This window comes from Paenibacillus guangzhouensis, assembly GCF_009363075.1.
Taxonomy (GTDB): domain Bacteria; phylum Bacillota; class Bacilli; order Paenibacillales; family Paenibacillaceae; genus Paenibacillus_K; species Paenibacillus_K guangzhouensis.
The window spans coordinates 1,752,887-1,767,164 of record NZ_CP045293.1 but is presented as its reverse complement, the minus strand read 5'-3'; the positions used below and the strand labels follow the sequence as shown (position 1 = coordinate 1,767,164).

Here is a 14,278-nt window from a genome sequence, read left to right as displayed (position 1 = left end):
AAAAACAAAAGGAGCAGACGCCGCAGCAATAACTTCACTGACATCTGTTGTTAATGCCGAGGATTTGAATTGACGGTCACACCATGATGAAAGTCCCCAAAAATGCCTAAACTCATTCCTTACTGATTGATGCTCTCAAATGATTTCGCTTTTTGCACTTCGTCGGGAATGTTATCAAGTTCTTGTCACCCGACAAGTGAATGTATGTTCTTGTCCAGGAGTTTGGATAAGCGGGAATTTTATGCCTTGACTCGCGTTTAGAGCTGGAGCTTATTGCCAGCAATAGTTCTTCTGATCTTTCTTTTGTTTTCAGCGAACCGTTCCGGCTGCAACAATGGTAAGTAATAAACTATCTTGTGCCTCTTATGGCCAGAGCTTACGATGCTTCCACTGCCCTTCACTCCAGTAATATTGAACCCGGATGTGCTTTCTATGAGTATCCCCTTGCCAGAATTCAGCCTCCTTTACGTTCACCGCATACAACCTCCAATTGAGGGTTGTTATATTGGGATCGTGGCTGATCCGTTCCCTCTGTTTGGCAAGTGAATCTTCCAGCTCTTCCTCCCTTACAAGCTCCCGACTCTGATTACCTGTTAGCGCTACGGCCCGGGCTTCCTCTGACCGCTGCAAGAAATCGGCAGCCCCAGCCTCATCGCCCATATCCTCGACCGTCCCCCGCAAACGGATTTGCCTACCCAGCATTGGCCAGTAGAATGTTATCGCCGCTTGCGGGTTGCGCTTCAATTGCTGACCTTTACGGCTCTTGAAACCAGAAGCGAAGTAAAACGCATCATTGACCACATTCTTCAATATCAATACGCGCGCATCCGGGTAGCCGTCTGCATCAACCGTAGAAAGCGTCATCGCATGTGGCTCTTTCACCCCATTCTCAATCGCTAGGTTCAGCCATTGCAGGAACAATTTTCCTGGAGTTTCTGGTAGCAGGTTTACATCAAATGAAGGAAAAGGACCGGATAATGATTTTAAACTTCTTAATAGTTCGTTCGGGTTATTGATGTTGATCATCCTTTCGTCTGTTTTCTTGAACTAATATTAACATTTCTAGGCAAAAGACAAGAACTTGCATACCTAAAACAAAAATACCGCGCTGTGCGCGGAATTGAATTAACATATGTTTTGCCGATATATACAAATAACCGATCATCCGTAGCAGCCCTTTGGTGTAGAATTTATGGAGCTATAGTGTCCCGTTAGTTTAATCATTACTTATCGTAACTAGTGGCCCCATTTCTTTCAGTATAGTACGACCCCACTGCTCAATGAGCTTACAGTAACTATCGGAGTTATGCATTTGTGAAGCAACATCGGCGATCGTCATGGTCCAAGCTACCTTGGGAAGTGGTATTGCATTCGATGGTCTTCGAATACCCTTGGTGCTCCCTGGTCCTTTGGCCATATCTTGACGAATTAACTCCGTGGGGTAACCTTCCTCCAGATGCCTCTGTAATGCGGATTGCACCCAGACATACATTTCATCGCTGTAGCCTTCATGTTGAACCATGTACGAGGCAACAGTTAGAAAGTGCACTTGCCCGTAGCTAGGATCAGTAAATTCAAGTGCCATAAATTCATTGAATATCGATTCGCATGTATTCTCCTGAGAAAGTTCAGCACCACACTTAGCACAAATATCCAATTCAATTACCTCCTATGTATCGTTTATTCTTTGGTCTTATTCCTAGCATAAATTGGATGTAACTAAGCTATCGTGTCCCGTTAGTTGAATCGTCCTCTTCTTTTCTCTATCGAAAACGAAGTTCTTCTTCGGACATATTCGTGTTTATCTTTTAAAAACATTCTTAAAAGTTCATCAACGTTGTTATCGGTATCCGGAATTTCTCCAAGTGCGTAGGCTACCTGCCACCGTGCTTCATAATCCTCATACATTAAGGCTTTATATGCAAGGCTTTTTAAAACGCTTGGGTATTCAGTTAGTACCTGTTTTACATTTTCACACTCGTTATCTCTTGCCAATGTGTAGAGCATTAGCTCATAAACATCCGCATTCCATTCATCAATAGGTACTTGTATTAACACTTCGTCTACAGCAAGGTAAATCTTATCCCAATGAAGATAATCGGTTTCCCATTCTCCATGTTTCACAGCTACTCCGTCTGCCCATTTCTTAAAGGATTTTATTTCAGTATCAAGATTCAGAGATGGATTATTCATAAAACCACCTGTTTCCATTAAAATGCATCTTTATAAATATTAGTTCTGACAGATATCTCTTCAGCCTTTTCAGTTTCAGTACCTGTATTTAGTTCAATTTCAACTTTGTACATCCCATCATTATAGAGAAAATAACACGCATCATTAAATGAATTCCAAGATTTTAATGTTGGGTCATTCTTTATAAAAGTTGAGTTTTCGAGCAATTCTACTGCTTGGACAAAGTCAAAATTGTTCTGACCAACAAACTCCATTCCATCTTCCGTCAGGGTTGGTACATTCCCAATTGGGAAAAGAATAAACTGATAATCCCATATTGCCGTAATAATCACCTCCGAATATGGATTGTAATCACTTTTTAAATTTTCATGATCATTAATTCAAGATAATTTCCATGTTATCCTGCCCGTTAACTCAATGAATCTGCGTTTAAAACTTAGCTTATACATGAAATTTCCCTTTAAATCTCTATCTGCGACAATTTAGGCAACTTTGTGTCAGCTTCTAAGTTTACATAGTAATTTGATCATTGAACATCTAGTATTAAATATATTGAAATGACACATTTGGCGGATAAGGCGTACTACGGGTTGTTTATATTATCCTCGCATAATTTTTTCGAAATGGAGAGTTTATGAAAAAGACTATTGTTTTTGTATTAACGATACTTATATTATTCTCAGGATTCACAACACAAAGTTATGCGTCGTTGTCAGATACGCAATCTGCGGCAATACAAGCGTTGCTGGATGATGCCAGTCGTATATCAGGTGTGCCGGGAATGTCAATCTCAATACTTGCTGATGATGATGTGTTCTACTTTTCTTCCGGGTATGCAGACCGTGAAAGTGGGTTGTCTGCAAGTGAAAATACACTATATGAGTTGGCCTCGGTCAGTAAAGCTTTTACCGGCATGGGTATTCTGCTGTTGGAAGAGCAAGGGCTGCTGTCAATGACTGACACTGTCCAAAAATATTTACCTTGGTTTACGTTAAAGTATCAAGGGAAACCTGTTGATATGCAAAGCCTTACACTCAATAACTTTCTTCACCATACTAGCGGCCTAACAAATGCTAGGCATACTCAAAATATTCCACAAGGCAATACGCCAGATTTGCTGCAAAAGACTGTGGAAATGCTGGTAGATGCTGAGTTGGCGTTCCCTCCCGGTGAACAGTATAATTATGGAACCGTTAATTATGACGTATTGGGTTTGGTTATTGAGATTGTGTCGGGACAAAGCTATGAAGACTTTATGAGGGAACAAGTATTTCAGCCGTTAGGTCTTCACCAGACGTATGTTTATAAAGAAGATGCTCAAGCCACCGGACAGTTGGCACAGGGCTACCGATATTCCTTTTTTATGACAACTCCATATAACGCGCCGGATTATTCTGGGAATAAACCCGCAGGCTACATCATTTCTTGTACAAAAGATATGGCGCGTTGGATGGGAATACAGATGGGTGTTGTGCAGGACATACCCGAAATATTCCATACGGTTATCGAAAAATCACATAAGGGTGATATGTCTGTTCCGGCTGTCAACGAAATGTATTATGGGGCGGGCTGGTCGGTGAACGCCAACCAAACGATTATAGAGCACCCAGGGGGCAATCCCAATTTCGGAACCGAAGTGGTCATACTGCCAAATGAACGAACAGCCGTCTGTTTGCTGACTAACGGCGCAAATATCAATAGAAGCATGGTACTAAAAGTTAAAGATATATTAGACGGCAATCTAACGCAGTCATATGAAATAAGCGGCACACAGCTTTTGGACATCATTTTATCGTCTACCACAATTATTCTTTGCCTATTGGCCGTTCTGTTCTTTCTCTTAGGATTACGCAGAAGGAAAACGAATGAGCGGCAGCCAATGACAAAAAAGCGAATAATCGTAACAGCTATTTTGCTGATTGCTACGATTGCCCTGTGTATAATGTGCTGTACATTAGATTGGTCAACGATACTTATTTGGCAAACATATAGTGTTCTTACAGCTTTGATTTCGTCGGCATTATTAACAGCAAGCATTACATGGCTTGTATACACCCACCGATATAATGCCTCGCTCCGAAAATAAGCATTTTGTTCGTTCGCCTTATTGGTATATTGTGAAGTAGACATTTGATAACAAACAATGTTTGCACAAAGGGAGTGTCTGCACACTCCCTATTTTTCGCCGTTACTTATGGTAGGTTTCACCTCAAATGATCTCAAATTATCCTGCCCGTTAGCTCAACGAGGCTACCGTTTATGTCGGCAGCCTCGTCCTAGTGATCATTAAGTTATAGCTCCCCGTTCGGCAGCCGCGTTTTAGTTATTTATTAAGCTATAGTGTCCCGTTAGTTTAATCGACATTATGCGCTGTGTCCGACGGACTTAGCCTCCCCCGCAGTGTAGATACGGTGATATCGGAAATCGTCTGACTTCATCGAATTACTCTAAATTAGGACCATTTGTGGTGTTATAGGAAGTGGTTGCCTTCCCTGAGCTACTGATTTAGTTCGTTAAATATCCATTTCTCTTCATATCCCTTACTTGGCTTGGCATGAATATCATTCATTACATTCGTTCCTCGATACCACGCAATTAATTTCTGATTATTGTATTCATATGTAATTTCATAAATTGTGTTTCCCGATCCGCTTGCTCCATTAAATGGTGATTTTTCTGATTCTTCTTTCTGAATTGATTCAACTCTCCCTCCTCTTAATTCTATTACTCTATTTATTTCTGCTTTATGTAGTTTATATAACTCATTATTCAATAAGAAAAAGATCGGCAAATCGACCGCGAAAATGCACAATACTATGATTACTACAGCACCCTTATTCTTTCTATTAATTATTGTTAAAGTTATACCAACAAGTATAATAATTACAAATGTAAATGCTAGAATATTCGTCATGTTAATCCTTCCATTTTTTCATACAATATGTTCTATATTGATTTGCGACCATTTCATAACGTCTTATTCACGCACTTCGTAAATAATTCCATATGTAGGGTATTCTCGAAACTTTTGAACTATCCTGCTCGTTAGCTCAACGCGGCAGCCGAGTTTTAGTTATTTAATAAGCTATAGTGTCCCGTTAGCGTAACTCATTACAATGGACCTTCAATAATTAAAAACGGCTTCAAATCCACTGGAGACTTGATATCTTCCATTACTGGGCATAGAACCAACCGATTCTCATAATTTCAGGGAGAGCTTCATGTTCACGCTCCATGATGTAAGATGAATAACTAACATAATATCCGTTCTTATATAAAAATTGCATAGAAGAAAGGTCGCCTTCTGTACATACACCAATCGAACGTTCGACTGCTACGTTCTGGGAAAGCAATTTATCCGCCTGTGCCATAAGTGCTGCACCAATGCCTAGCCTTCTAAATTCCTTGCTAACAAATATCGTTGTCAGAGCTCTTCTTCTAAAACCATCAAATGAGAGAAAAGCTACAGTTGAGCCGTTATAACGAGCTACAAATATTCCATCAGAGTAATTTCCTTCGCTGTTTTGAAAAATTTCGTCAAACTGTTCACTTCCAAATAACATGGCTGTGATCGCAGCCTTATCTTTTTGTAGGACTCTATTAACAGATTTTCCACTAACATTCTCCCTTTCAATTTTAAAAGAAAGTAAATCTGCAATATTTTACCACAATATGGTGTGCATTGTATTACGTTATCCTGCCCGTTACATCAATGAAAAAGGCAGCTGATCGATTGACCGGCTGCCGCTATATCATGATTCAACTATCGTGTCCGTTTGCTCAATAGTCTTATGTTTTAATTAGAGTCGCTGCTTATAGTTGTGAGGCTTGCCGAACACCTAATGCAGTGACGTCCCGACGGGCTTAGGGGGCTGGATGTTGTCACTCGCTTCTCAGAGTGACCCGAAGCGTCAATATGGTGTTAGTCGAAGGAAGTTCTGGAAGCAGCCATTGCATTTAACGCGTTCTCAAAATAGCTATATACTTCATCTGCAATTCCCAGAAACTCTTCAACAAGTACATTATTACTATCCAAGTAACAAGCATACAGATAATCAACTAAAGCGGAGTCAATCTCACAATAGTTTAATATGGCATTCTTCATCTTAATAATGTCATCTTGCCATACACCTGTATCTTCTAAAACCAAAGAGTATAATGCACGAATTAATCTCTTAGAGTAACCTTTAATATATCTAGTTTTCATTGTGTTATCACTAGCATTAGAAAGTAAACTATGTATCCGATCTACTTCCTCCTTGGTCTCTGTATTTAAGTCTAAAATGAACTCTGGAGAAATAATTATCGGTGATACTTTTTCACCAACGTCATGACCATATATGCAAACACAAATTATCTTTACCCAAAAACCCCACTCATTTGGTTTACTTAATACATCGTCAATCGAGCAAATTATCGTATCAATCTTAGTTACTACTGGATATTCTTCTAAAAGCCTGTCTTTAATATTTGACAATCTTTCGTAATCAATATCTTTGGGATTTACACATACAATAGTAAAGTCTGCATCTGACTTAAAAGGTTTAGCTGTTCCTTTTGGAATCGAGCCACACATATAAATGCTATGAATCTTACCTTTAAATTCGGTAAGTATATTATCTATATACTTATCAACAAAATCCTTATATTCACTTTGTATTAGAATTCTATTTATAACTTTTTCTAATATCATATAGACTCCTCCTAAACTAAGAACTTCTTTCGGCTAACGTCTTTTTGCGAACTTCGTAAATTCGTCATGACTTAAGTTATTCGCGAAATCATTCAACTATCCTGCCCGTTAGCGCAACGCGGCTGCCGATTTATACCGGCAGCCGTGATTTAGATATTTATTAAGCTATAGTGTCCCTTTAGTTTAATTGCATTTCAATAATCACTGTAATAAATCAATTTTCGTTTCGAATTTATGCTTACATTTATGTATAATTAAGTTATAAAAAAATAATGTTGTACTGCTATGGAGATTATTATGACTAAAAAGGTTTCTACCAATTTCGTTTTACACGCAAAAAGTGACCAGTTTTATTGGGAAGGAATTGGACAACTATCTATTAAAACATTTACAAATGGTAAAGCATATTATAAGACTAGTAAAGGATTCTTTGCCGTTGATGAAAGTAGATACTTGCTTCTTAATGAAGGCTCCTACACAATTTCAATTGATGAAAAGAAGGTTGTGGAGTCTTTTTGTGTTTTCTTTAAAGATGGGTTTGCAGATGAAGTTTTTAATTCATTGAAAGAAACAAACGATAGTCTTCTAAGTGACCCATATAGGGATAAAAAGTCAATTGACTTTTTTGAAAAAACCTATCATACAAATATAACTCTATCTTCTCAGCTGGTAACATTTAAACAGATATTGTATAGCCTCGAGATTCATTCCATTGGTTACGAGGAGATATTCTATAAGTTAATGCAATCTATTTTGCACGAACACTTTAATACATACAAGGAAGTTGAATCATTAAATGCAATTCGTAATTCCACACGAGAAGAATTATATAGAAGGGTAAATATAGCACATGACTATATTAGATCATATTTTGATAAACCCATAAAATTAATTGAAGTTGCACAGGTTGCTTGTTTATCTCCTAACCATTTATTAAGGACATACACTCAAATATACGGTAAAACTCCTCATCAGCATATTTCTGAATTTAGAATACAAAAAGCAAAGCATCTCTTAGCAGAACTAGATAATAATATGACTGATATAACCTTTAAACTTGGATTTCAAAACCCTGTATCTTTTAGCAAAATGTTTAAGCAACATGTTGGTTTGTCACCTGTAGAATATCGAAAAAAGGTGATATCGGATAAGAAATATTTAATATAATTGTTTATTCTTATGATGAAAAGATATTTGAAGGGAGAATGTTCTTTGGAAACTAAAATGATTCAAAAAATCGCACAAATTGGTGTGCCTGTTAATGACCTAAATAGAGCACTAGATTTTTATAAAGAGAAACTGGGTCTCTCCGTATTATTTAACACTAATAGTATGGCGTTTTTTGAGTGCAACGGATTACAACTCATGTTAACACTTCCAGAAAACGAGGAATTCGCTCATAAAAGTTCAGTAATTTATTTTCAAGTCAATAATATTAAAGATGCGTATGAACACTTAGTAGGTAAAGAAGTTACTTTTATTGATGAACCACATGTAGTTGCTAAAATAGGGCAAACAGAAACCTGGATGGCATTTTTTAAAGACACTGAAAGTAATATTCATGCATTGATGAGTGAAGTACGGGTTTAAAAACAATTGAGATCATTTTAAGAATATAAAAACGGTTTCATCCTTTTTCACTCTATTCTCCACGACTTGATCTTCAACTAAACTGCCCGTTCGTATTATGAGGTCACCAGAACTTTCTGGTCGACCTCCTTTTTGTGTGGTCATAAGATTAAGGTATCTGGGTATCGAACGTTTCTGCCCGTGGGACTCGGATCCCAAGTGCTATTCCGTTCATCCCCCTACTTGTTAAACCATGATTAAATTGCTGCAACAATTCTCGCTGAGGTCGGGGAGATCGATCGATTTGATCATGCAAAAAAGCTCATTACATTTGCCGGTGTCGTCCCAAGCGTCTTCTCTTCGGGCAATTTTACAGCAATCCGGAACAAGATTACCAAATGTGGATCCAGAAGACTTCGAACCATCTTATATTTGGCCGTACGTTGTGGTCTACGCAGCTCACGTAACCAGAAGCTCCGAACCTATTACGATAAAAAACGTGCCGAGGGTAAGCCGTTTAAAATAGCCGTAATTGCCTGCGTTAACAAACTGATCCACTGGATTTATGCGATCCTTACTAAAAAAGATGAATTTCAATTGAGTTATGAAGAAATCCCACCTCCCTTGGAATTCCTTTCCACAGTTGCAGGAAGGGGTGTTTGCTATACTCATTTTTCAGTATACCATTGCCGATTGAATCCATTAAGTTTTAAATATTAACAACCTATTAGCTAGAATAGCGCAACACGGCTGCCGATTTATGTCGGCAGCCGCGTCTTGTCCCGTTAGCTTAACAAGAAAAACCAAGTCACATCACGGATCGAATCGATCCATGGATCGAGAAATTGGCAGGAGCTAGGTGAGTACTCTATATTAGGAAATTTCGTGCTTGGTATTTGTTTCATCAATTAGTTGGCTCGTTTTTGGGTTTTATGGAAGTCATTTTAATTTGTGTGAGGTTTTCTAAGTTGATTTCAATTTGTAATTCGGTATGCTCATTAATAGCGATTAGGATTTTATCTTTAATTTCTAAGCTTTTTATAGGGTTTGAATTTTCAAAAAATATTCCCCATACCAAACGGTCTTCAGCATCCGTACAAGCAATGAATCCTTCATTTCCCATTTGACCATCACCGCCACAGATTTTCCCGTCTTGATAATCAATACTGACCCATTCATCAACGATCGTCCAACATTCAACATTATACTTTGATATGCTTTCAATGGTTGTGTCACACAAGGGAGAGCAATAAAATTTACTTTCATTTGTGTTGGGGTTATATGCACTGTAACAACTTAAGATTGTTACAGTGCCATTTGGAAAGATGATGCTATTAACGCCGGGCAGTTCATGCTTTTCAAGATTCCAATGTTCCGCAACAACAATATTCATAATAAATCCCCCTTTATATACTTCAATAGCTAACTTCCTCTTACTAGCAGCACTGCATCTCGAGAACAACCCGATCGAAGCGTTGCCCCACAAGGTCGTCCTCTCGGATCCAAAAATAAACGCGACCGACGTCCCCGAACATGATACCGGTTTTCTCTTCTTCGAAATCGATTTGAAGAAGCAGCCTCCATTTCAAAGCGGACTTAACAGCGCGTTCATTGACTCCAGGATCCTGAAGCATTTCGTATGCGAGTCCAGTTGTCATAACCTCGCAAGCGACTTGCATGTCTCCTTGTATTTGTTCCGGATGACCGAACAAGCGGTGCACCGTATCACTAGGCTCAGTGATTTCACGGTACTTCTCAATAAATACTTCCCAGTATTTATTGAAGTCTACACGGTTCCCATTCCATCCAAGCCCCATGCTCTCCAAATAGGCCGATTCTGGTGCAGGTACTGAAAGTACAGGCGAGAACGTAGCCCGGTTTGGCCTAAAGATGGCTTCTTCTGTGAGTTCGGGCAACGGTCTGCGGGTAAGTCCTGATAGCCCCTCGACCGGCGTAAAGATGATGTGACATGTGTTTGGATCACCATAGAAGTCCTCATCTTCGTACATCGGTTCTACCGCGTAAAAGAAAGAAAGCAGACCTCCCTGCGGAAGCGGAGTAGGATCGGGCAGATCGGCAAGATTAATTTGAGCGATGAATGACATGTTGTAACCTTTCCACTTTGGCCACTCGATATCAACAGTCAGATCCGGTTGACCGCCAATCTTGCTCACACCTAAGGGGAAGTTCGAGTCTTCCTCTGGTTCCAATTGAATCTGATAAGAAGGAAAGATCAAGGAATCGAACCGGTCTTTGTATGCTTCAAGGCCGGACGTTACTAGCAGATCTAGAATTTCGTTCTTCTTCATGATTACCTCCAGATTGGTATGCCTGTAACGGACCCAAAATCTAATTTTCTTATTCGAGGTTAGCCAACTCAATTCCTTTATTTCCGGGATCGGTTGTTGACGTAAACTACCCGTAAGCGTAACGTCGGCACGCTGTTCAAGCGATATGAAGATATGACGCCTGAGACATTCCGCGAACTGCATTGGCTGCGTTAAGAAGCGACTCAGGACGCTTCTGACTGATAGGACGTGCTATCCTCATCAGAAGCCGATCTGGGAGTGCTGTGATAATGAGGACTTGCTTAAGTATGTGATGATTTAGTTTAGTATACTAAACCTAGTTTTCTATTTGAAACGAAGTGTGACATTTGTAATACATCCCCCAGTCACCTCTATTTTACGATGAAGTCAGATCATGGATAGGAGTGAAGTACAGTGAACCTGCCAATTCGCGGTATTATGCCGCCAGTCTCAACTATATTCAAACCAGATATGACACTTGACCGCAGAGGGATGACCCTTCTCATTGAACACTTGATCAAGCAGGGTGTTCACGGCTTATTCTTTATGGGTACCGCAGGCGAATTCGCCAACATGTCGATGGATCTGCGAAAGGAAGTTACACGCTTCGCAGTTGAAGCTGTAGGCAAGCGCGTGCCTGTATGGATCGGTACAGGGGCTAACAGCACAGTCGAAGTGGAAGAGCTGTCCAGATATGCGGAAAATGAAGGTGCGGACGGAGTTATCGTCATTAATCCTTCCTACTATACCCTAGGCGAGACACAATTATGGGAGCACTTCTCTCGAGTTGCTCGTTCGGTTAAGCTGCCTATCATGCTGTATAACTTTCCGATGCTGACGGGTCAAGATCTGACGCCTGAATTCGTTAAACGTCTGGCAACGACTTATTCGAATGTTGTGGGTATCAAGGATACCGTTGATCGCCTTGCGCATATGCGTGAGATGATTCATACGGTGAAGTCCGTTCGTCCTGACTTCTCGGTATTTGCGGGCTTTGATGAGTATCTAGCTGATGTGCTTATTCTCGGTGGAGATGGCGCGATTCCAGCAAGCTCTAACTTTGCGCCTGAACTGACACTTGGCATCTGGAACGCCTTCCATAAGAAAGACATGAATGAGCTCATACAGATTCAACGCAAGCTCGCGTACATCCCTTACATGTACGCGCTTGATGCGCCTTTCGTCAATGTCGTGAAGGAAGCCATTCGTATGCGCGGATTAGACATATCCACACAATTGTTGGCTCCAGCACTGCCGCTGCCAGAGAGCAAGAAGGCTGAGCTTCGGCGGATTCTAGCGCAAGCAGGCCTGATGAATAACACATCGGAACCGGAGTACGTGCCTATATTCTAATTCGGACACATAATAAAGGGTCGCGCCAGCATGAACGTCTTCATGCGGCGCGACCCTTGTTTGATTTATAAGAGCGAGGACAATTGCCCCGACAATCTACTGAGCTCGTCGCGCGCCAGCTCTTTCTTCGAGTCCCATTGTCCGGTCGGGATCGAGAAGCTTGCTGCTGCGAGAACGCGCCCGAATACGTCGGTAACAGGCACCGCCAGGCAGCAGAATCCCGCCGCCAACTCTTCAAGATCCTCAGCATACCCCTGTTCTCGTATGCGTGGCAGTAGCAGCAGCAACTCGTTCATATCTTTCAACGTATTGCTAGTCAACGGAAGAAAGGCTTGATCGCGATACAATCGCTTCACTTCAGCATCCCCCCTTGCGGCAAGCAGCACCTTGCCTAAAGCCGTGGTATACGCTGGAATCCGTCTTCCTGGCTCCGAGAGTAAACGGACTGGTGTTGGTGCTTCAACTTTCGCGAGGTAAACGACATGCTCTCCCTCAAGCCGCGCCAATTGCGCCGTTTCACCAACAACGGCTACTGCTGCGGCAGCATGCTGCATAAACAGCTTCACGACGTCTATGTTGGAGAAATAAGCGTTGCCGAGATACGCGAACGTCGAGCCTAATACGTACGTATCTCCCTTCTCGCGCTTAACCCATTCCAGCGACTCCATCGTATGCAAGAGCGAGAACATCGTGCTCTTATTAATCCCTGTTGCCGCGCACAGGTCGATCAATCTCAGCTTCGAAGGATGACATGCGATACAAGCCAATACTTCATGCCCACGCTCCAACGCCGGCACCCAATACTTTCGTTCCATACCCTCCACCTATCTTCTACAAGCTGTATTATACTCGAATAAATTCAGCAATTCTGCTGTCGCATCGAAGTGTTATTTCGCGCCACCAAACAGGAATTGGCTTTTGACGCAGTCCGCTCATTTTATGTCCCGTTAGCATAATTAATTATGGATTTAATCTTAATTCATTGACAAGATAATCGCCTTGGTCTAATTTCATTACTCTTTTTTCTTTTGTATAATCCCAACCATTTTTTATTGCATATTTAATTAAGCTAGCACATGCAATCGGTTTACATAAGTTGGTAGACCAATTTACTTTCCAAGAAAACAATATCAAAAGATACGATGTTTTGGTGTTTGATGGATATACTTTAAAACTTATTGACTCATTTGAAGGCGTTTGGTTAATTATGCAATGAAATAAGCACTCATCAATTAATATTTTCTTTACTTCCTTCGTGAAAAACTTCATTGATTGCACTCCTTTTGTAGGACCATATTCTGAATTAATTCTACCTTTTATTACGTTGTCCTGCCCGTTAGCTTAATAAAAACAAGGAGCAGCTGCCGTAGCAAACTACTCCCCTCTCTGTTGAACTAACGTGTCCCGTTAGCTTAATGTCAACGGAACTGATTACCGTGAAAAATCTTGAGGATAAATTCATGATCTGGAACATTTAACATCGAATATGATTTTAAAAAGTCTGTATTATCATAAATGACTTCATTTAACTCAATCCTCAATTGAACACCTACTACATCAACAAGTGCAAAGCGTGCAGTCGGCTTATAATTACAACCAAGTGAACCTGGATTTAAGTACGTTCGATCTTGATGATTAAAAAAATGGATAGGATGGTGATGACCAAAACAAATTAGATTTTCTTGACGATCAGAGAACAACTCAGTTAATTTCCCTAAACTTGGCTCCACAATCGAACTGAATGGATCATTACTGATATGTTCGGTAAATTTGGATTGCTTTATGTGGTAATGAATCAATAGAACTTTTAAGTTATCTTTTGTAAGTTCTATAGACCTTGGTAAACTGAGCGAGAATCACTAAGTTAAAGTGGAGACGTGCATATATGGAACAATATGGGTGGTCCCTACTCATCCTTTATTTCCGCATGCTCAAATCTCCATCCCTCCTCTACCGATTCTTTCTACATCCTAATTTTCATACATACACAGGATGAAATCCTGCGAATTCATGAGTCTGAGTGAGGAAACTGAATCATTTCGAGGGAGCTTAATCGGCATACGCACCGGGTCTAACGGATTTAGCTACACAGGGTTGTGAGCTGATTCCACTTCTCTACCTACTTCTTCTTGCGAACCAAGAGCCGAACGGCACGCAGCAT

16 protein-coding genes and 1 pseudogene are annotated in these 14,278 nt (G+C 40.5%); 5 read left to right on the top strand and 12 right to left on the bottom strand.

Annotation, left to right across the window (positions count from 1 at the left end):
* Nucleotides 1-363: 363 nt before the first annotated feature.
* The 4 genes from GCU39_RS07960 to GCU39_RS07945 form a co-directional block, all read right to left on the bottom strand.
* A complete protein-coding gene (locus GCU39_RS07960; protein WP_152393020.1) occupies nucleotides 364-1,026 on the bottom strand; it encodes a pyridoxine/pyridoxamine 5'-phosphate oxidase in 663 nt (220 codons plus the stop codon).
* Nucleotides 1,027-1,216: 190 nt separating this feature from the next.
* On the bottom strand, nucleotides 1,217-1,657 hold the full coding sequence (locus GCU39_RS07955) for a DUF5946 family protein (protein ID WP_152393019.1): 441 nt from the start codon (nucleotides 1,655-1,657) through the stop codon (nucleotides 1,217-1,219).
* Nucleotides 1,658-1,737: 80 nt separating this feature from the next.
* Entirely contained in the window at nucleotides 1,738-2,211 is a 474-nt protein-coding gene (locus GCU39_RS07950) for a HEAT repeat domain-containing protein (RefSeq protein WP_193726818.1), read from the bottom strand.
* Nucleotides 2,211-2,525 (bottom strand): hypothetical protein, encoded by a 315-nt coding sequence (locus GCU39_RS07945; RefSeq protein WP_152393017.1) that lies wholly within the window; start codon nucleotides 2,523-2,525, stop codon nucleotides 2,211-2,213. Before GCU39_RS07945 ends, GCU39_RS07950 begins: the two co-directional genes overlap by 1 nt.
* Nucleotides 2,526-2,827: 302 nt before the next feature.
* Here GCU39_RS07945 and GCU39_RS07940 point away from each other — a divergent pair, with 302 nt between their 5' ends.
* The gene (locus GCU39_RS07940; protein ID WP_152393016.1) at nucleotides 2,828-4,279 is read left to right on the top strand and encodes a serine hydrolase domain-containing protein; all 1,452 of its coding nucleotides are present in this window, start codon (nucleotides 2,828-2,830) and stop codon (nucleotides 4,277-4,279) included.
* Between the two features lie 411 nt (nucleotides 4,280-4,690).
* On the opposite strand, the gene GCU39_RS07935 is transcribed toward GCU39_RS07940, so the two are convergent.
* The 3 genes from GCU39_RS07935 to GCU39_RS07925 all read right to left on the bottom strand — a co-directional run bounded on the left by GCU39_RS07935 (nucleotide 4,691) and on the right by GCU39_RS07925 (nucleotide 6,886).
* Nucleotides 4,691-5,107: a hypothetical protein gene (locus tag GCU39_RS07935; RefSeq protein WP_152393015.1), complete on the bottom strand. Its 417-nt coding sequence runs from the start codon at nucleotides 5,105-5,107 to the stop codon at nucleotides 4,691-4,693.
* Nucleotides 5,108-5,366: 259 nt separating this feature from the next.
* Nucleotides 5,367-5,756, bottom strand: coding sequence for a GNAT family N-acetyltransferase (locus tag GCU39_RS07930; RefSeq protein ID WP_152393014.1), 390 nt, complete (start codon nucleotides 5,754-5,756; stop codon nucleotides 5,367-5,369).
* Nucleotides 5,757-6,115: 359 nt separating this feature from the next.
* Nucleotides 6,116-6,886 carry a nucleotidyltransferase domain-containing protein gene (locus GCU39_RS07925; RefSeq protein ID WP_152393013.1) on the bottom strand — a complete coding sequence of 257 codons (771 nt, stop codon included), beginning with the start codon at nucleotides 6,884-6,886 and terminating at the stop codon, nucleotides 6,116-6,118.
* Between the two features lie 297 nt (nucleotides 6,887-7,183).
* Between GCU39_RS07925 and GCU39_RS07920 the strand changes: the two genes are divergently transcribed.
* The 3 genes and pseudogenes from GCU39_RS07920 to GCU39_RS07910 all read left to right on the top strand — a co-directional run.
* Nucleotides 7,184-8,053, top strand: coding sequence for a helix-turn-helix domain-containing protein (locus GCU39_RS07920; protein WP_152393012.1), 870 nt, complete (start codon nucleotides 7,184-7,186; stop codon nucleotides 8,051-8,053).
* 45 nt (nucleotides 8,054-8,098) lie between these two features.
* Nucleotides 8,099-8,476: a VOC family protein gene (locus GCU39_RS07915; protein ID WP_152393011.1), complete on the top strand. Its 378-nt coding sequence runs from the start codon at nucleotides 8,099-8,101 to the stop codon at nucleotides 8,474-8,476.
* A 240-nt stretch (nucleotides 8,477-8,716) separates the two neighbouring features.
* Nucleotides 8,717-9,052, top strand: a pseudogene (locus GCU39_RS07910) (transposase); the annotation flags it as partial.
* A gap of 307 nt (nucleotides 9,053-9,359) precedes the next feature.
* On the opposite strand, the gene GCU39_RS07905 reads toward GCU39_RS07910, so the two are convergent.
* Nucleotides 9,360-9,848, bottom strand: a complete 489-nt coding sequence (locus GCU39_RS07905; RefSeq protein WP_065291064.1) for a hypothetical protein — start codon at nucleotides 9,846-9,848, stop codon at nucleotides 9,360-9,362.
* A gap of 43 nt (nucleotides 9,849-9,891) precedes the next feature.
* A complete protein-coding gene (locus tag GCU39_RS07900) occupies nucleotides 9,892-10,764 on the bottom strand; it encodes a YwqG family protein (protein WP_152393010.1) in 873 nt (290 codons plus the stop codon).
* Nucleotides 10,765-11,178: 414 nt separating this feature from the next.
* Between GCU39_RS07900 and GCU39_RS07895 the strand changes: the two genes are divergently transcribed.
* The gene (locus GCU39_RS07895; protein ID WP_321575631.1) at nucleotides 11,179-12,117 is read left to right on the top strand and encodes a dihydrodipicolinate synthase family protein; all 939 of its coding nucleotides are present in this window, start codon (nucleotides 11,179-11,181) and stop codon (nucleotides 12,115-12,117) included.
* Between the two features lie 65 nt (nucleotides 12,118-12,182).
* On the opposite strand, the gene GCU39_RS07890 is transcribed toward GCU39_RS07895, so the two are convergent.
* The 3 genes from GCU39_RS07890 to GCU39_RS07880 form a co-directional block, all read right to left on the bottom strand.
* The gene (locus GCU39_RS07890; RefSeq protein WP_152393009.1) at nucleotides 12,183-12,932 is read right to left on the bottom strand and encodes an IclR family transcriptional regulator; all 750 of its coding nucleotides are present in this window, start codon (nucleotides 12,930-12,932) and stop codon (nucleotides 12,183-12,185) included.
* Between the two features lie 145 nt (nucleotides 12,933-13,077).
* The gene (locus tag GCU39_RS07885) at nucleotides 13,078-13,386 is read right to left on the bottom strand and encodes a hypothetical protein (protein WP_152393008.1); all 309 of its coding nucleotides are present in this window, start codon (nucleotides 13,384-13,386) and stop codon (nucleotides 13,078-13,080) included.
* Nucleotides 13,387-13,535: 149 nt separating this feature from the next.
* Nucleotides 13,536-13,916: a metallophosphoesterase family protein gene (locus GCU39_RS07880; protein ID WP_265333488.1), complete on the bottom strand. Its 381-nt coding sequence runs from the start codon at nucleotides 13,914-13,916 to the stop codon at nucleotides 13,536-13,538.
* Between the last annotated feature and the right edge of the window lie 362 nt (nucleotides 13,917-14,278).